Annotated in this window: 17 protein-coding genes; 1 reads left to right on the top strand and 16 read right to left on the bottom strand. The window is 45.5% G+C overall.

Annotation, left to right across the window (positions count from 1 at the left end):
• Positions 1-64: 64 nt before the first annotated feature.
• On the bottom strand, positions 65-1,528 hold the full coding sequence (locus NOM90_RS06210) for a SulP family inorganic anion transporter (protein WP_255940746.1): 1,464 nt from the start codon (positions 1,526-1,528) through the stop codon (positions 65-67).
• A 158-nt stretch (positions 1,529-1,686) separates the two neighbouring features.
• On the opposite strand from NOM90_RS06210, the gene NOM90_RS06205 reads away from it, so the two are divergent.
• On the top strand, positions 1,687-2,229 hold the full coding sequence (locus tag NOM90_RS06205) for a recombinase family protein (protein WP_255940745.1): 543 nt from the start codon (positions 1,687-1,689) through the stop codon (positions 2,227-2,229).
• A gap of 139 nt (positions 2,230-2,368) precedes the next feature.
• Here the strand turns inward: NOM90_RS06205 and aroD are convergent, their stop codons facing one another.
• The 15 genes from aroD to NOM90_RS06130 form a co-directional block, all read right to left on the bottom strand.
• Positions 2,369-3,124 carry a type I 3-dehydroquinate dehydratase gene (gene aroD, locus NOM90_RS06200; RefSeq protein WP_255940744.1) on the bottom strand — a complete coding sequence of 252 codons (756 nt, stop codon included), beginning with the start codon at positions 3,122-3,124 and terminating at the stop codon, positions 2,369-2,371.
• A 198-nt stretch (positions 3,125-3,322) separates the two neighbouring features.
• Positions 3,323-5,428: a methyl-accepting chemotaxis protein gene (locus NOM90_RS06195; protein ID WP_255940742.1), complete on the bottom strand. Its 2,106-nt coding sequence runs from the start codon at positions 5,426-5,428 to the stop codon at positions 3,323-3,325.
• A 272-nt stretch (positions 5,429-5,700) separates the two neighbouring features.
• Positions 5,701-6,597 (bottom strand): L,D-transpeptidase family protein, encoded by an 897-nt coding sequence (locus tag NOM90_RS06190; RefSeq protein ID WP_370866575.1) that lies wholly within the window; start codon positions 6,595-6,597, stop codon positions 5,701-5,703.
• A gap of 304 nt (positions 6,598-6,901) precedes the next feature.
• Positions 6,902-7,453 carry a hypothetical protein gene (locus tag NOM90_RS06185; protein WP_255940740.1) on the bottom strand — a complete coding sequence of 184 codons (552 nt, stop codon included), beginning with the start codon at positions 7,451-7,453 and terminating at the stop codon, positions 6,902-6,904.
• A gap of 85 nt (positions 7,454-7,538) precedes the next feature.
• On the bottom strand, positions 7,539-8,387 hold the full coding sequence (locus NOM90_RS06180) for an undecaprenyl-diphosphate phosphatase (protein ID WP_255940738.1): 849 nt from the start codon (positions 8,385-8,387) through the stop codon (positions 7,539-7,541).
• Between the two features lie 125 nt (positions 8,388-8,512).
• Positions 8,513-9,169, bottom strand: coding sequence for a hypothetical protein (locus tag NOM90_RS06175; RefSeq protein WP_255940736.1), 657 nt, complete (start codon positions 9,167-9,169; stop codon positions 8,513-8,515).
• Positions 9,170-9,212: 43 nt separating this feature from the next.
• Positions 9,213-9,884: a deoxynucleoside kinase gene (locus NOM90_RS06170; protein ID WP_255940734.1), complete on the bottom strand. Its 672-nt coding sequence runs from the start codon at positions 9,882-9,884 to the stop codon at positions 9,213-9,215.
• A 51-nt stretch (positions 9,885-9,935) separates the two neighbouring features.
• Complete coding sequence (locus NOM90_RS06165; protein ID WP_255940732.1) at positions 9,936-10,574, bottom strand: deoxynucleoside kinase; 639 nt, start codon at positions 10,572-10,574, stop codon at positions 9,936-9,938.
• A 174-nt stretch (positions 10,575-10,748) separates the two neighbouring features.
• Positions 10,749-11,432, bottom strand: coding sequence for a Na-translocating system protein MpsC family protein (locus NOM90_RS06160; RefSeq protein ID WP_255940730.1), 684 nt, complete (start codon positions 11,430-11,432; stop codon positions 10,749-10,751).
• A 230-nt stretch (positions 11,433-11,662) separates the two neighbouring features.
• Positions 11,663-12,061, bottom strand: coding sequence for a response regulator (locus NOM90_RS06155; protein WP_255940729.1), 399 nt, complete (start codon positions 12,059-12,061; stop codon positions 11,663-11,665).
• A 124-nt stretch (positions 12,062-12,185) separates the two neighbouring features.
• Positions 12,186-12,863, bottom strand: a complete 678-nt coding sequence (locus NOM90_RS06150; protein ID WP_255940727.1) for a Na-translocating system protein MpsC family protein — start codon at positions 12,861-12,863, stop codon at positions 12,186-12,188.
• Positions 12,864-13,083: 220 nt separating this feature from the next.
• The gene (locus NOM90_RS06145; protein ID WP_255940726.1) at positions 13,084-15,078 is read right to left on the bottom strand and encodes a protein kinase domain-containing protein; all 1,995 of its coding nucleotides are present in this window, start codon (positions 15,076-15,078) and stop codon (positions 13,084-13,086) included.
• On the bottom strand, positions 15,075-15,863 hold the full coding sequence (locus NOM90_RS06140) for a PP2C family serine/threonine-protein phosphatase (RefSeq protein WP_255940725.1): 789 nt from the start codon (positions 15,861-15,863) through the stop codon (positions 15,075-15,077). Before NOM90_RS06140 ends, NOM90_RS06145 begins: the two co-directional genes overlap by 4 nt.
• Complete coding sequence (locus tag NOM90_RS06135) at positions 15,863-16,534, bottom strand: vWA domain-containing protein (protein ID WP_255940724.1); 672 nt, start codon at positions 16,532-16,534, stop codon at positions 15,863-15,865. The genes NOM90_RS06140 and NOM90_RS06135 overlap by 1 nt, the downstream gene beginning before the upstream one ends.
• A 97-nt stretch (positions 16,535-16,631) precedes the next feature.
• Positions 16,632-17,342: a pseudouridine synthase gene (locus tag NOM90_RS06130; RefSeq protein ID WP_255940723.1), complete on the bottom strand. Its 711-nt coding sequence runs from the start codon at positions 17,340-17,342 to the stop codon at positions 16,632-16,634.
• Between the last annotated feature and the right edge of the window lie 113 nt (positions 17,343-17,455).

Here is a 17,455-nt window from a genome sequence, read left to right as displayed (position 1 = left end):
TGTGGATTCGGAGGTCGTTTTTTGATATCCTGCATCTATTGATTTCAGTTCTATAAGTAACGCTTCAATGTAATTTGAGCGACGCGTTCGGATCATGGCATACCGCTAGCCGATGAATCAATTTTTCGCTGGAGGTATTTAGCCCTATGATCGCAACTCGGTTAAGCTTTTGACGATATTTCAATACAACTTTGTCGACTGCGCCTACCGCTGAATCGTCCCAAATATGCGCGTTCGAAAAATCAATCACAATATCGGCATCCGATACGTCAAACGCAAAAGCTTGCACAAAACTTTCGGCCGATGCGAAAAACAGTTGCCCGCTCACTTCGAAAGTGATATTTGTTTGCGTAGAAATACGTTGGACGCTTACTTTAGAAAGTCGAGTGGCAAAAAATATCATACTGAGTATAACACCGCCGATAACGCCGATCGCCAGATTATCAGTCATTACGACGATCACAACGGTAACAATCATGACCAACGCATCGCTTTTAGGCGCTTTTCGCAAATAGGAAAACGAAGACCATTCAAAAGTTCCGATCGCTACCATAATCATGATCCCGGCAAGAACGGACATCGGGATTTGAACGACAATATTGCCAAGCACCAAAATGAGAAACATCAGGAACACTCCGGCAACTAGCGTAGACAACCGACCCCGCCCGCCTGATTTGATATTGATTACGGATTGCCCAATCATCGCGCAACCTGCCATACCCCCGAAAAAGCCGGTAACCATGTTGGCAATGCCTTGTCCGCGAGCTTCTTTGTTTTTTTCGCTGTCCGTACCGGTCATGTCATCGACGATCGAAGCTGTTAACAAAGATTCCACCAAGCCGACGATTGCCAATGAGATCGAATACGGAAAAATAATTTTCAACGTTTCCCAAGTCAATGGAATATCCGGAATCAAAAACTGAGGTAGCGATTGCGTGATGATCCCTAAATCTCCAACTGTTTTTAAATTCAAACTCCCAAAAATCGCGGCAGCGGTAAGAACGACAATTGCAATCAAAGGAGCTGGAATCACTTTAAAAAATCGCGGTAACATATACACAATCAATAAAGTGACGGCAACAAAAATATAAGTCAAAACCGAACTACCCAAGAAGTGAGGAACTTGTGCCATAAAAATCAAAATAGCCAAAGCATTGACGAAACCGATCATCACGGCTCTCGGTATGAATTTCATTAATTTACCGACCTTAGCTATACCAAAAAGCAATTGGATAACACCGGTCAAAATAGTCGCTGCCAATAGATATTGCACACCGTGATCTTTAACCAAAGGAACCATCAACAATGCCATCGCTCCGGTCGCTGCCGAAATCATACCCGGTCTTCCACCGATAAACGCCAAAATGACCGCGATACAAAATGACGCATACAAACCTACCATAGGATCTACCCCCGCAATGATTGAAAAAGCAATAGCTTCGGGAATCAAAGCCAAAGCCACTACGATTCCAGCTAATACATCACCACGAATATTAGAAAACCAATCTTTTTTAATCTGTTCTACCATATGTCTATCTACTCCTTTATTTGATATGTGACCGGTTCATTTTGAGTGTAAGTCATTCGAATAATCCGATCTTATCACTTTTCGAACCAAAAAGGAACCATTTTGGAACTAAACATGTGGTATAATTTTTTTATCTACACGAAGTTAGGAGTTTTAAGATGATTATTGGTTACATGCGACCTTCTCAAGACGACCCAAACTGCGAAAATCAGAACCAACTTTTAAAACGCAAATCTTGCGATCGGATTCTGAAAGAAGAACACTCTTCCGCCAAACAGAGAATCCAATTCGATAAACTGATGAATACTGTTGAAGCTGGCGATATACTTGTAGTCACTCGTTTATTTTCTTTAGCCGATTCGATGAAACATCTTGCCGATCTGTTAAAAAAGCTTGAGCAAAAAAAAGTTAACCTTTATTCGTTAAACGAAAATATAAATACTCAAGACGGCTCAGGGTATCACTTTTTGGAACACGTCAAAGCTCTGCTCGATTTGCAAGCTGATTTAACAAGCGAACAGACCAAAAAAGGCATGGACGAAGCCAAAGAAAAAGGCACAAAGCTAGGTCGCCCGCGTAAATTGGATGCTAATGTGATGAAAGCTATACAAATGTATGAAAGTAAAGAATTTAGCATCGCTGAAATACGCGAAAAAACAGGGATTAGCAAAACGACCTTGTATCGATATTTAGGTTCGTAAATGAATCGTACAAAACTTGAAGATCGATTTCGGCTACTCTTATGTAATCATGTAAAAAAGCTGCGAACGCATTATCGGTTCGCAGCTTTTTACTATCTATACATATGATTTTTATTTCAATTGCGAGACTCTCAGACCATCAATCATGCAGTGTATTCAACATGCTACGCAGTTCCGATACCGCAATCTGCCCTGGTGCAGACGCCTTTTTCGCGGCGCCGAAAGTTACCGCAGACCCGAACGCTTCTCCGGCGATTCGGCTAACGGCGCCCATCTTGCCCATCGACATCGTAATGATCGGCGCTTGAAGCTGCGAACTCACTTCGTACGTTGCAGCGAGCAAAGCCAGTACATCGCCCGGATGCTGAGGCATCACGGCGATCTTCGGCAAATCCGCGCCCAATTCATGTGCGCGGCGCAAACGCGATACCAATTCTTCTCGCGCAGGCGTTTCGTGAAAATCATGATTCGATATGATGGTAGATGCGCCAAGACGATGAATCTCGGCCGCAAGCTCACGTACGACATCATCTCCGATCATCAGTTCGATATCGATCAGATCCGCATGCCCCGAAGCCGCTACAGCCATATTCAACTGAATATACAAGTCTTGCGGCAACTCACGTTGTCCACCTTCACGCGCGCTGCGGAATGTAAAAACAAGCGGAATCTCACCAAGCAATTCCCGCAGCTCCTTAAGCTGAGCAAGTACAGATTCAACCTGCTCTACTTCGTCAAAAAAGTCGACGCGCCACTCGGCTATATCCAATTCGATATCGACTAAACTTTTCGCTTCCGCGTTCAATTCTGCTTGAGTTGAGCCGGTCAGCGATACGCAAATTTTCGGTGTTCCTTCGCCTATGCGGACTCCTTGAATTTCTACGATATGTTCCATTCTTTTTCCCCTTTCCACAACCCGTACTTCCCTATCGATCTATTCTTCTACGGTAACGCATATACGCGTCAATTGCTAGATGGAAGCCAGCAAAATTAAAAGCTGTAAAAAGAAAAGGCTGGAACTGCATATTCGCAGCCCAGCCTTAAGTTCGATATCAAAAAGTACATAGTCAAAAGATTTATATTCCTGTCAGCCTTAAGTTCTAAAACGCTGAATCAACTCTAGCAGTTCCTGTGTGAGATTAGCCAAAGAAGTCGATGCAGCTGAGATTTCTTCCATCGAAGCGAGTTGTTTCTCGGAGGATGAAGCGACCTCATTGGCATTCGTTGCCGTTTCAAGACCAATTGCCTTAAGTTGTTCCAGTGAAGAATCGACTTGATTGGACTCATTCGACATCTGTTTGGCGATTGCAGAGACTTCTTCGATTTGTTGATTGACGTCTGCAATCTGGGAAGAGATAGAGGAGAATAGCTGTCCGCTTTCGTCCATCACCTCGGCAATATGATTTACCTCGGTACTTCCTTTTTCCATATTCTCAACGATCGCCGAAACTTCTTGTTGAACCGCTTGAATCAACTCCGCAATATCTTCAGCCGACTGCCTGGATTGCTCAGCCAAATTGCGAATCTCCGAAGCGACAACGCCAAATCCGCGTCCATGCTCCCCTGCTCTCGAAGCTTCGATAGAAGCATTAAGCGCAAGCAAGTTCGTTTGACGGCTTACATTGGTAATCATACCCGTGATGCGGCCAATTTCTTCGGAACGCTTTTTAAATTGTTCTAGCGCAGTCATCGAAGATTGAACCGATGTATTGGCACGCTCTACCATATGGATCGCCGATTGCATTTTTTCGGATCCATACGAAGTTCGCTCCGTCACGGATTTAGAAGCACTGCTGACTTCGGAAGCTGCTTCCGCGATCCGTCCGATGCCTGTAGAAATTTCGTTCATCGAACGAGAAGAATGAACTAACTCCTCAACCTGCTTTTCTGCTTTGTTTGCGACTTCGATTCCGGTAAGTGCCATTTGTTCGGCGGCTTTACTCGTTTCTTCCGCTCCTGCGGTTAACTGCTGGGAAGTCGAGCCGACCGATAAAGCATGTTCCGATATGACCGAAATGGTATGGCGCAAAGTGTTCATCATCTCATTCATATGCACAGCCATAACTCCAAATTCATCTTTCGATTTTACAGGCAGTTCTTGTGTCAGATCGCCTTGTGCAAGCTGCCCTGCGACAACATTGACACGATTCAATTGCTTCACAATCGATGCAATCGTGTAAGCAACTACGCCTGCTAGCAAAAGTACCGCCAAGATCGCGATGATGACCGACCCTTTTAAGCTATCGTAAAAAGGTTCAAGGATTACGCTTTTCGGTAATGCGGATACGAGATGCCAGTTAGCGTCAGAGCCTTGCAGCTTGGCAGGTTCAGAAATAAACAATTCAGGCTTGCCCTCGTCAACTGTAGCATAGAACCTTGTTTCATTCGTTTTGATGCGCTGAATAACAGCTTGAGCACTGGCAGATAATTCAGCATCCGCTTTGGTCAGTTCAGGGTTAGAACCGTGCGCAGCGATATACCCTTCACTTGTCACCAGCATCGCATAACCTTCATCGGGATTCAGTGAAGCAATCTTTTGCTGGAACCCGTCAATCGTAAAATCGGCTCCGACAATGCCAACAAAGTTATTGCTTTCGTCTAGCAGAGGTACGACGATCGATACGAGCAACGTTTCTTTGCCGGCAACTTCGTACGTCGTTGGCTCCGACCAATAAATCGCTTTGGTCGCTTTCGGTTCCTCATAATATTTACTGCTTTCGCCAGCCCCTTCATACGTAGGCATCGGTTCAAAATGGAATGTGCTTCCGTCTCGCACAACGTAAGGGACAAACCGTCCTGTTGTATCATCGTACGCATCTTTGCTTACATGTTCGGAATCTTTGCCGTCAAAAGCATTAGGCTCCCATCCGGTATAAAAACCAAATACCTTTTCGTCTTTCTTTAAATACTCTTCCAAAAGGCGAACAATATCTTCGCGGCTCATGGTTCCATTTTTCGAAGCGTCCAGCAATGTCGTACTCAAACTCTCCAGCGTATTCGTCACTTGATTGATATCGGTCATAAATTCGCTTGTCGCTGTGTTCGCGGATTGTCCCGCTACCGATTCCCCATACTGAAGACTTTTGTCGTAGACGGCTTTGGTGTTAAAAGCAATCAATGCACCGATCGAGCAAAAGAGTACTAATCCAAGCAGCAATCCCAGCTTTACGGCGAGCTTCGTGTTGCGAAAAAATGACATCTGTAAGCCCCCTAAGTTTTTTTGCACCTTGTGCTTTTTATCTTTATATGGATCGTTCCTTTCTTAAAAAAAGGAATAACACTTTATTATCGATATTTAGCAGGCATTAATGAATAGTATTTGCATAAACAACAAAAAAAGCCCTTTCCCACGATTGTGGAAAACGGACTTTTTTGACCCTATACCCAACGAAGAATACTAGCGGAGGGGAATATTCAGCGAAGGAATGAAATGTTCAACACGCGACCGAAACGAATATTCCCCGCAGCGCCTTACTTCTTCGGCGCCACCAACGACACTACATTTTCTTTCCCGTACCATTTCACCGTATAACCCGACAATTTCGATACATCGCGCAGCGGGATATACAATTTGTTACCAACAAAACGTGAAGCTGTCATATTCACCGTTTTGCCGTTTACTTTGGCTGTTTTCGATTTTGCTGTATGAACGATCGTTTTATTGCCGACCGTCGCGGTTACTGTCATGTTTTTGGCATTCCAGTTTACGTTACCGTTCAGCATTTCGAACCCTTCGCGAAGCGGTACATACAACGTCGAATTGATGTTCATGATTTTGTCGTCCATCTTTTGCAGCTTACCGTTTACGAATACGTTGCCTTTAAATTCGCCATCGCCGCTTACCGAGTAGCCATTGTTAGCCGCGATTTGTTGGAAGCTCAGACTTGAGTTTGTGATGACCGCATATGTCCCTTTGTCGACTTGCTCGAACAAGCTGCGAATTTCGCTGTTGTGCATCCGAATGCAGCCCGAACTTACATAGTTGCCGATCGAACTTTCTTTGTTATTGCCGTGAATCGCATAAGTCGTACCGTAAGTGTTGCCGACTTCAAGACCGAGCCAACGATCGCCTAAAGGGTTTTTTGGATCGCCACCTGGAATGTTGTCTTTGTAATACGGGCGGTTTTTGATTTTGTTTACGATTTTGAATTTACCTTCTGGTGTCAGATCATTCGTACGACCTGTTCCGACCGAGTAAGTCTTTTTCAACTTTCCGTTATCGAAAAATGCGAGTTGATTCGTCTTTTTATTGATAATAATCAGTTGCCCTGTGCTTTCAGCAGCTTGCGCAGCTCCGGCAAAAGAAAAACTTCCGACAACCAAAGCGACCAAAGTAAGTACCGTCATCCATTGTTTTAAATGCTTCATATTGATTCCTCCTGATGCGTCATGCGCTGTATAGGTGATAAAGAAAAGACTACTAATCCTTTTAGACGTCAGTTAACCAAAATAAGTTGCACAATTCGACAAGTTTTCCCTTATTCATTCATATCAACCAACCTCTTTTCTTATTTTACCCCAAACCAAACGGCTTGCTATGCTTTTGAACAAAAGCGTCAAAACTGTATCTTTTCCTAAGATGCTGACGTTTGCTATACCTGTATTGTAAACACCCCTTGTTTCGAAAACGCCAACGAAATGTATCCGAATCGTAAACATTTTTATTGGACTTTTATCGGAACCACTTGCGAAATTGACGGATAATAGGTTGCACGACTTCTTTGTTTAACCATTTAAAAGGAATCGAAAGTACGTGTTTCCATAGCCAAACCAACGGACGTACGACGATATAAGTCCAGATTGTACGTAGAAGTTTAAGAATCCAGAGTACGACTTGGCGACAAGCACGGATCACGGGATGCAAAATATGAATATAAAACCCTCTAAGCACGTATTTCCACAAAAACCGCAATGGGATGTAGATCAAGGTATAAAAAATCGGGTAGACGATATAGGTCCATAATGAACGAAGTAGCGGTCTCAGCACTTGCTTCCAGATCCAACGCCCCGGAATTTCCAGTACGTAGCGCCAAATCGGCTCTAATATAGATGTCCAGACCCAAGCGACGAGCGGATAAATAATTCGTACAATCAACCAAGATATAACAGGCTCTAGCACTTTGGACCATAACCAACCGCCGACCGTCTGAATGAGATAAATCGGAAAATAAATCACAAACACGAATGCTTTAAGTATATTTTTGAGTGCAGCGGATACCCTCATCTGAATCTGATACCTCCTTTGTCCGATATGAAAAAGCCCGCATGGCATCAAAGCCATACGGACTTATTTTTATTGAATTGTCATTTTAGAAAAACCATACGAAGTAAATGACTGCCGCCAATACGATCCGATAAATCGCAAACGGAATCAGTTTAATTCGGTTGATCAGCTTCAAGAAGAAACGAATCGAAATAATTGCGAATACGAAAGCACTTAAGAAACCAACGATAAAATACGGCAGCGCATCAAGGGTAAAGTACTGCCAGTTTTTCGCCAGCGACAATAGACTTGCCCCCGCCATGATTGGAACTGCCATAATAAACGTAAAATCGGCAGCCGCGCGGTGACTCATGCCAACCAATACACCACCGGAGATCGTAGCTCCTGAGCGGGAAAATCCCGGCCAGAGCGAAATACATTGGAATAGCCCCATCGCTAACGCTTTTCCGTAGGTAATCTCATCTACATTTTCAATAACCCGACGATTGGATTTTCGCATGACCAAATCCGCTACAATCATCAAGATTGCGCCGATCACAAGCGCGCCCAGTACCGTAGCAAGAGAGAAGAGATGTTCATCGATATAATCGTCGAACAACAGTCCGAGTACAGCCGCTGGCAACAAGCCGATAAAGATATGCAGCAAGTTCAGTTTCGGCGTACCTTTTGGAGCACCGGAATGACGACCTTTGAGTCCCAAAAGTTCATAAAACTTTTCTCGGAACAAAATAACGACCGCTAAAATCGAACCCAATTGAATGACAATTTTGAACGTATTGGCTACATAAGATGAACCAAAAAACTCTTTCGATTTCAGCCACAGATCGTCGACGATAATCATATGCCCTGTTGAGGAAACAGGTGCAAATTCAGTCATCCCTTCGACGAACCCAAGAATCAGTGATTTAAATAACGAAAATAAATCCCAATCCACTCTCTCACGCCTCTCCACTTTCTTTTGTCTGATTCAACTCATATTAGCACGCCGGAAGCTCATAAACCAGTTTACGTCAAAAGAGCCGAAAACCCCATCTCCCTGCGGTTTCCAGCTCTGATTATTTACTTGTTTGGCAAAGAATTTTTGCTTGATGCGGCATACTTCAACAAGATCTCCGCTGCGCGAAGACGCAGCTCGGGATCATCATTTTGAAGCAGCTCACGCAATGTTGTAATCGCGGCATCCACACTCTCATCATCGATAAGCGAAGTAGACTTTTTGGCTTGATGCTCGTTAGCGAACGAATCTGACCTTTCTGTAGAACCCGTCGAGTGAGGTTCGATTCCAGGAAGCATCCCGCCCGGTGCTTGTGCAGCGAAAACATCTAGCCCTGCAAGTCCAATCGGATACGAAAATTCGGCTATTTCAGCTTCATTTTCTTCATGTTCCGCGATGAAATGGCGTAATTGCGGATTTAGAGCTTCCTGCGGCAATACGCCAAGCCAAGTTACGCCTCTTCGATGAGCCGTTTGTTCACTTGGATGCTCGTAATCTTCACGGTAATAATAATCGCCCAGATCGCCAAGCCAGACACTTCCGCCAATCGGAACGATTACGTAGTCGCCATCATGGATTTCGTTTTTGAAAAATTCCAGATTGTTCGACAGCGACTCTTTTTGCGGTTCACCTGCTACGTCGATACTCACAAAACAATCTTGTAAAAACTCTTGAATTCGGTTGCGATCTTGAATCCATGCCGATAGGCGAAACAACTTCATAGCCGATCAACTCCGATAATGAAATAAAATCAGATCTTTGAAATCAGACGTTCAGGCTGGCTTTCACTTTGCGGGATTGCTCGATTGCCACTCCGATACGCGCAATAATATCGTCCAGCGAAGACGGATCATGCACATCGTATTCATCGATATTGAGTCGCAGCACCGGGCAAGCATTAAATCCTTCGATCCAATCCGCATAACGTCCGTGCATTTTCTCCCAATATGTCACGTCGGTCTGAATCTCCATCTCGCGACCACGTTCGGTAATGCGACTTAGAATTGAAGGCAAGCTACCTTCCAAATAAATCAGTACGTCTGGATGCGGGAAATACGGCGTCATGACCATCGCTTCGAACAGACTGGAATACGTCTCGTAATCGACAGCCGACATTGTACCTTGATCGGCGTGCATTTTTGCGAAAATACCGGTATCTTCATAGATCGAACGGTCTTGTACAAACCCTCCGCCTGCTTCGAAAATCGCTTTTTGTTCTTTGAAGCGCTCTGCGAGGAAATAGATTTGCAAATGGAAACTCCAACGTTCGAAATCATGGTAAAACTTTTCTAAATAAGGGTTATGGTCAACTTTTTCCAGCGAAGTTTGAAAACTCAATCGTTCAGCGAGAGCCGCTGTCAGTGTCGATTTGCCTACGCCGACTGTACCGGCTACGGTAATCAAAGCATCGTTGGGAATCAAGGGATATGTCGTCATTAAAGTCAAACTCCTTTTATCAAATCATTTCATAAAAAAACAAATCAACGATTAGCGAAGGTGCTCGCTGGCAAGCTTGGATTTCACTTGCTCCGCAATATAGGCAAAATGGTCGGCTTCCGCAACAAAATCCAGATCGTCGCCATCCACCGTAATAATCGTCGTTTCCGGCTCCGTAATCGCAAGCGAAGCCATCGCCGATTCGTAATCTTCGATCAGTTGCTCCAGATATCCATGATCCATCGCTTGCTCGAACGAACGACCGCGCTTGGCGATTCGTGCAAGTAACGTATCCAGACTCGCTTTGATATACACAATAATATCCGGCTTAGCCAAATCATCAGTCAGCACATGATAAATCTGACGGTATTTCTCGCGTTCTCGCCCTTTGAGTGTGCGTTCGGAAAAAATCAGATTTTTGTAAATATGATAATCCGATACGACCGGCTTTCCTTGCCCGATCAATTGCGACTGGGTATCGCCGAGCTGCTTGTAGCGATTACACAAAAAGAACATCTCCAACTGAAAACTCCACTCGTCGATATTCCGGTAAAACTTATCCAGAAACGGGTTTTCCTCCACGATTTCTTTCAACAAAGGCATATTCAGCTCTGCGGCAAGCATCGAAGCAAGCGTTGTTTTACCTGCCCCGATCGCCCCTTCCACCGCTATAAAAGGAACTTGATTCATAGGAAGCCTCCTGCCTCTTCAACCGCTCTTACGGTTCGTCCTGAAATTAAAGCGCCGACTTACCGCCGGACACCGTACAACATTGTATCACAGCTCCACACTAAACCGGATAAGCATTTTAAATTTACTCTCTCACCCAAAACAAAAAAGAGACTCCCCCAAGAGTCTCACTCATCACTTAAATCGACATACGATCACACTGTCGTCTCGATCAAAATCCCAATCGATATATAGCTCTGTCAGCGTTCGATCCAGTGCATCGCCGATTTTCGCTTCTTGCCATAAGAGTTTTTTTTCTAATTTTCGCTTGGCAGTCTTTAACGCATCTGCTTGTCCGATTTCGTTTAGTTCTTTTTCAAGCAAAATCGTCAGCCCTTTACGAAAAACAAGCAGCGTGCTTGGATCTACCCACCAAGACCGCACAACATCAGGAACGCGCTGCACCATGCCCAATAAAGCAGCAATCTGTGCATGCACTTCTTCTTGACCCTTGTACGGTTGCGTGACTTCTTTTGTTTGAGAATCGTTTTGCACCAATCCGACAAGCACACCTGAAGCTTGGTCGATATTCCAATCGTAAAAGATCGACATATGCGGAAGACCCAGCTCCAGCTCGAAAAAAGTTTGGAGATCCGGAACTAGCGATTTCATCAACAATTCTCGCGTATACCGAAATGTTTTCTCGTCTTTTCGAGCTAATAAAGCGTCTTCTGCCGGATTGGCAAAACGTTTCAGCGTAATCACAATACTGACCTCGTCCAAAAAAACGTCCAGCGCTTCGGGCCCCTTACCGAAACTTTGTCTGAGCATTTTTCCGACGTGGCGAGTCGTCGCAGCTACGATTTCAGGATGATTCATGTGTAATTTAGCACCCGCATTCATGTTTCGAAGATATACCCGGCGTTCAGAATCCTGCGCTTGGCTTATATCACGATTGAGCCAAGCGCAGGCGTACAGCCTTTTAACATTCTAAAAAGAAAGTCGGTAAAGATCGCCTGTACGTATAGCTACGACGAAAGATGATCGAACGTGAGCATTCAACGCCATTATACGACGATTTACGAACATTTTCTTTATTCATGTTAGGTTTATTCTTCAATTTCATGAAGCAAAAGGCTAGTTCGAAGTTGATAAACAAACGGCTCCATCATCAGCGGCTTTCTTAGATACTTCTGAAATCCCGCTGTTAATCCTTTTTCCACATCGTCATTTAGCGCACTTGCACTGATCGCCCATATCGGAATCGTCGACGTATTCGGATCGGCATATAATCGTTGCAGCCCCTCGTACCCATCCATATCGGGAAGCTGAATATCCATAAGGATCAGACTAGGTCGATGCAGAGCAATAAGCTGCATGCCTTTTTCCATCGTTTCTGCTTCCAACAGCCTGATTTCAGATAATTTTTTCCTGAAAATGTGACGCATTAACAACATGCTAGAGCGATCGTCTTCAATGTAAAGTACATATCGCGCATTTTCCTGCATTCCGACCATCCTTTCCCCATAAAAATAGACCGAAGAAGAGGTTGCCAGCACCTCTTCTTCGGCCCGATTAATCAGCGCATCTATAAGATGTCTGAATCGTTACCGATCTTAGTCGTTATCGAATTTATTCCTCAAATATGTAAATGACGATGCTTCGGTCGATATTGAAGTCCCAATCAGCATACAAATCTGTTAAGGTTCGGTTTAAAATAATGCCGGCATCGGCTTGTTGTTCCAACATCCGTTTTTCCAATCTTCGCTTTGCCGATTTTAAGACTTCCGTGTAGCCTAGCTCCACCATTTCTTTTTCCAGCAGTACGGTTATACCCTGTCTAAAGACGGCAAGCATTCGAGCATTGACCCACCAGGAATCAATATACTCCGGAACTTTCTGAATAGCAGCAGTGACTTCGATTACTTTTTCATGAACATCCGCTTTGCCCGGATAATCGGGTGCAGGTTCGGATACAGGATGGAACAGTCCCACGATTGCACCGGAAGCATTATGTACGCCCCAGTCGTAATAAAATTCGGACACCTGAATCTCAGCATGTTCTCTTAAAAAAACTTGTAATTCCGGCAGCAGCGATTCCATAAGAAGTTCGCGCGTATACCGAAATGCTTTTTCTTCTTCTTGAGTGAGCAAAAACTTTTCGACCGGTCCCATAAAATTACGCAAATGAAACACGATACAACGCTCATTCAAAAATACGCTAACGGATTCGGGGCCTTTACCGAAGCGTCTTCTCAGCAACTTTCCGACGTAACTCGTCACCAGGCTGATTGTTTCCTTTTCGTTCATAATAGCACCGGCCCAGCTTATCAAGATATGCCCAGAATTCGGACACATCGGCTCTACGACCCAATATTGAGGCAGCCGAATATGAGCATTCCAATTTAGTATACTGTAACTTCTTTCAATATGCGATAGCAAAATACGTAGAAATTAAAATTCAAAAATGCAAAATCATGACAACCTAGATAGATCGCCGATTTTGCATTTTTTGAAAGTTCTGTTTTGTTTATAAAATATGCACGTCGAGTTCGGCTTGTGCCAAAGCTTGCGCGGCTTCGCCGGCTTCGCGCAACGCTGTTTCTTGGCGCGAACGGATACCGAGCGACAACCGGGTCAATTCCGATTCTCCCAGACTCAACTTACGCTCTAGTTCTCGGGTTCGGGCTTCGACCGCGCGCTCTACCGCTAAAATCTCGGTCTGCGGAATCCGACTCAATGTAGGATCAAATACGAAGCGACGCTCAATGCGATCCCGCCATGCGAGCAGCATACGCGTATTCGCAGGTCCGAATCCCGGGACTCTAGCCAGACGCTTAGGGTCAACTTCCAACGCCGTTTCGATCCCAAATAGCGCAAGCGATGCTTTGCGTCCTGGCCCTATTCCGTCAAGCTGAGCTTGTTCGATCCGATGGCGCCGTAAATAAGCTTGGATTTGTCCGCTGCGCTGCTTTTTCTCAAGTCGTTTTAACTCTTTGGCTTTGAAGCTTTCCAGACTCATATAATCTTGCTTCGCCTGCTCCAGTTCTTGAAGCTTTTTGGTGAACGCTGTGGAACGGCATGCTTCTGCGTATCGGCGAGAAACGTCGTTCCATTTTTCTCGCAACCGATCACGCTCTTCGCTGCGCGTGTCGCGTAGCGAACGGCGTCCGAATCCAGCAAGCCACAGCAACAGATTAAACCCTACAAAACTTCCGGCTGTAATCATCCAAAATCCCGGCAACCAGAAATAAATTCCGACTGCGGAGACTAGAGAGATTACCGATAAAGCACCACGCCATTTTCTTTTTCTCAAATAAGCAGCGACTTGCGCCGAAGGTTGCGAAGCCAGAGTAGCCGGTTCAGGAAGCGTTCGAGCCGGTGTAGGCGTAGGTACACGCTGAATTTGTGTCCAAACCTGAAATAATTGAAATCCAGCAACGCGGTGATTGCCGTGCGCCGACGACGTATGATGGGATGCTCCATGTTGCGAAGAAGTTCGGCGCGCCGGATCGGCGGAGCGAAACAATAATCCGCCGGTAGCCGATTCCATCGCACACCACGGACAAGCCGAAGATTGACTTGGATATTGATGCGCAGGGTTGCGTGTACATGTAACGAGCGTTGCACTCATTTCTTGCAGGGCGGTGATCCATTCTTGCGCATCCGGTCTGCGCGTCATAGACTCTTGGGCAAAAGCACGTTCGAACAAGTTTCGTACATTTGCCGGTAACACTTGGATCGGCAAAGCGCTTGGCGGCGGCTCCATCTGCTTCGTACGCGCTGTCGCCCCGTAAGCGAATCGAAATTCGCGTATCGCACGTTCGATCGGCATATCCCCAGCACCCGAATATTTACCGGCAAAAGGATGACGTCCCATAAAAAGCAGCATAAAAATAAAGACGGCTAAACCAAAATTATCATGATTGCGGCTGCGAACCATATCACGGAACGACGTCACGCCTTGAAGTTCAGGCGGCATATACATCGGAATGCCGACATCGCATCCAAAGCGAGTCGAGCCGGATTGAATTTGAAAACTGTCGCAATCCAGCATCAATATAGTCGCTTGATCGGTGACATAGAAATTACTGTGATTAATATCGCCTACGACATGCCCGGCTTCATGTACAGCTGCAAAAGCACGAGCCAGATTAGCAGCAGTATGTACCAAAAACGAATAACCGGCTTGCGGAAATTCGGTGAGCCGCGTTTTGGGTCCGTAAAGCTTATGAATCTCTTGCCCTTTCAAGCATGGCATGACAAATCCAATCACATGGCGCGTTGCATCGCGTAGCACATCGACCGGCCAGACGGTAAAACGCAACAACTGCTCCGTTTTAAGTCTGACCATCGCTTCGATCTTGCTTTGTTTGTCTTTGGACAGCGGCTTATGGTATACCTTTGCGACCAAGTCGGAATGACCTTCAATCGCAAATACAGATCCTTCTCCGCCTCGACCCAGCTCTTGACCAAAACGAACTTCTACGCCGCTCCCATTTACGATACGCGCCGCCCGTTTCATGACAACTCTTCCTTTTGCGTCATTCGAGTTGCCAGAATTAACGTTTTATCGTCATCTGTCCGCTCATTCACACGATTGGAATTCAAAAAAGCATGCAGCGATTCGTCATAACGGTCGTCATGCTCCGTTTCCAAGCGGCGCAGCACAGAGAAAAACGGACGAAAAAAAGGAGCGTATGCGGTTTTCGTCTGATAATGCAAAGCCAAACGTTGCAACCCATCGGTGAAGACCGCCACTTCTTCAAAAGAGCGATCGACATACATCTGGTGCTGCAAAAAAGTTTTTGCGCTTTTTTGCGTAGCAAAATACGTTGTATTTTCATATTCGCCTTGCTGCGGCCAAAATTCCCACATATACGCGTCCTCCTTTTCTGAATGTACGATCGCACCGTCTCCGATTTGTAGAAAAACCGAAGTTTCCCCGCTGACTACAACTGCCAAAAACGTGCAGGCGAACTCACGCGAACGCGAATTCATTTTAGCTGCTTTAGCGCGAATAGCACGTTGAAAACGGCTCAGCCAATCTTCGCAAAATTGCCGAGTCAACGTCTCGACTTTGCCTCCGTCTTTTAAATGCTGCTCTACCGCTTCGGCAAACGTGGAACAAGCAAGCCCGGAACCGATATCCGAATACGAAGCACTACCCGCTCCGTCCGAAGCCGCGGCAAGCAGCACTTCTGTTCCTTCTGGATCGGTCAAGGTTCGGCACAACGAATAATCTTGACATCCCGTATCCTTTTTCGCGTGCGACGTGCCTGTGACCGAAGCGTTGCTGTACTTCCACATCAGATCAATGCCCATCCTTCTGGCGTAGCTGGATTTTCTAACCGAATCTGATCGCCGGGCGTCGAATGCGATACAGAGTTTAACGAGTTCGACAACCAAGAGAACAGATCGGAGAAACGTAATCCTTTGAGCTTAAGCGGAGTACGCGTCGCAATCTGACTCAGTACATTCATATCGGCACTTTCGACTCCCACTGCGAAAAACATAAACGATTTATTGGCTTCGCCTTCACGCACAAGTGCAGCTGCACGCTGCCAATCATCGGTAGGCGCACCGTCAGTAATCAGGAAGATCCACGGACGATAATACGAAATCCCGTTTTGCTTGTATACATTTTTGCGGTCTTCCAGCATCGCGACTGCTTTTTCAATCGCGGCTCCCATCGGGGTATTGCCGCTCGCCGTAAGTCTTGGCGGATAGAAGTCATCGGGTGTACCGAAATCAGAAGTGGCTTGCACCGGTCCAAAACTAACGACTGCAAGTTCAATTCTTTTCACAGACATACTGTCGGTCATCAATTCTTCTTTGAACGAAGAAAGTCCACGATTCAACTCTTCGATCGGATGTCCGCTCATGGAGTAAGACGTATCGAGTAGCAAAATACAAGGACATCTCGGCTCAGGATTTTCCGCAAACTCTGCGGCAAACGGTATTTGGTCGAATTCGAACATGGAAAGCAGCTCCTTCGCTTCTATTAGATAGATTATCTTCTAAGTCAGTTGTAGCCTTTTGCACCACTTTACCACGGATTACGCGGTTTGCGGCGGCTTATCTTACTAACTCGGTTTTTTCGGTCAGCAATTGTAGCAAATCTTGTAATTCCTGATCCGTTAGATTGCGCCATTGCCCAAGGGGTAGATCGCTCAATTCGATATTCATGATGCGTTCCCGGCGAAGTCTAGTGACACGATATCCAAGAGCTTTGCACATACGGCGAATTTGGCGATTCATCCCTTGCGTCAGTACAATACCGAAACGATCGGGTGAAATCAGGTACGTTCGGCAAGGCAGCGTCACGGTATCCAAAATCTCGACGCCCTCCGCCATTTGCTGCAAAAATTCTTCCGTGACTTCTTTATTTACCGTTACGACGTATTCTTTTTCATGACCGTGTTCGGCGCGCATCATTCGATTGACGATACTTCCGTCGTTCGTCAGCAAAATCAATCCTTCCGAATCTTTGTCCAGACGACCGATCGGAAAAATGCGCACCGGATAATTCATGTAATCCGCTATATTATCTTTTACATCTTCGGCATGCGTGCACACGATGCCTCTCGGTTTGTGAAGCGCTAGGTATACCGACGCTTCTTTGGGAGGAAGATTTTGTCCATCGATCTGAACAAGGTCTCCCGGCTCCACTTCTGCTCCGGCTACGCAAATTTCGCCATTGATCGTAATACGCTGTTCACGGATCAACCGATCTGTCGCTCTGCGAGAACAAAAGCCTGTTTCACTCACATATTTGTTGATGCGCAACGTGATACCTACTTTCTTTTTGCCTTACTGCTGACTTTGCTTCATATATAGTAATAACCGATGCTTGCAACCTTAATCGGAAAATATACAGGATTTAAAAAAACGAAAGCGCT

This window comes from Saccharibacillus sp. JS10 (assembly GCF_024436065.1).
Lineage (GTDB): Bacteria > Bacillota > Bacilli > Paenibacillales > Paenibacillaceae > Saccharibacillus.
Note: the sequence above shows the minus strand (reverse complement) of the source record. Positions and strands in the feature narration are given on the sequence as shown.

Coding starts and splice junctions, on each gene's coding strand:
- NOM90_RS06135 (WP_255940724.1), bottom strand. CDS start 16,534: ATGTTCGAATTCGACCAAATACCGTTTGCCGCAGAGTTTGCGGAAAAT.
- NOM90_RS06170 (WP_255940734.1), bottom strand. CDS start 9,884: ATGACGACATATCCCTTGATTCCCAACGATGCTTTGATTACCGTAGCC.
- NOM90_RS06145 (WP_255940726.1), bottom strand. CDS start 15,078: ATGAAACGGGCGGCGCGTATCGTAAATGGGAGCGGCGTAGAAGTTCGT.
- NOM90_RS06205 (WP_255940745.1), top strand. CDS start 1,687: ATGATTATTGGTTACATGCGACCTTCTCAAGACGACCCAAACTGCGAA.
- aroD (WP_255940744.1), bottom strand. CDS start 3,124: ATGGAACATATCGTAGAAATTCAAGGAGTCCGCATAGGCGAAGGAACA.
- NOM90_RS06210 (WP_255940746.1), bottom strand. CDS start 1,528: ATGGTAGAACAGATTAAAAAAGATTGGTTTTCTAATATTCGTGGTGAT.
- NOM90_RS06165 (WP_255940732.1), bottom strand. CDS start 10,574: ATGAATCAAGTTCCTTTTATAGCGGTGGAAGGGGCGATCGGGGCAGGT.
- NOM90_RS06185 (WP_255940740.1), bottom strand. CDS start 7,453: ATGAGGGTATCCGCTGCACTCAAAAATATACTTAAAGCATTCGTGTTT.
- NOM90_RS06175 (WP_255940736.1), bottom strand. CDS start 9,169: ATGAAGTTGTTTCGCCTATCGGCATGGATTCAAGATCGCAACCGAATT.
- NOM90_RS06155 (WP_255940729.1), bottom strand. CDS start 12,061: ATGCAGGAAAATGCGCGATATGTACTTTACATTGAAGACGATCGCTCT.
- NOM90_RS06150 (WP_255940727.1), bottom strand. CDS start 12,863: ATGAACGAAAAGGAAACAATCAGCCTGGTGACGAGTTACGTCGGAAAG.
- NOM90_RS06140 (WP_255940725.1), bottom strand. CDS start 15,863: ATGTGGAAGTACAGCAACGCTTCGGTCACAGGCACGTCGCACGCGAAA.
- NOM90_RS06190 (WP_370866575.1), bottom strand. CDS start 6,597: ATGAAGCATTTAAAACAATGGATGACGGTACTTACTTTGGTCGCTTTG.
- NOM90_RS06195 (WP_255940742.1), bottom strand. CDS start 5,428: ATGTCATTTTTTCGCAACACGAAGCTCGCCGTAAAGCTGGGATTGCTG.
- NOM90_RS06160 (WP_255940730.1), bottom strand. CDS start 11,432: ATGAATCATCCTGAAATCGTAGCTGCGACGACTCGCCACGTCGGAAAA.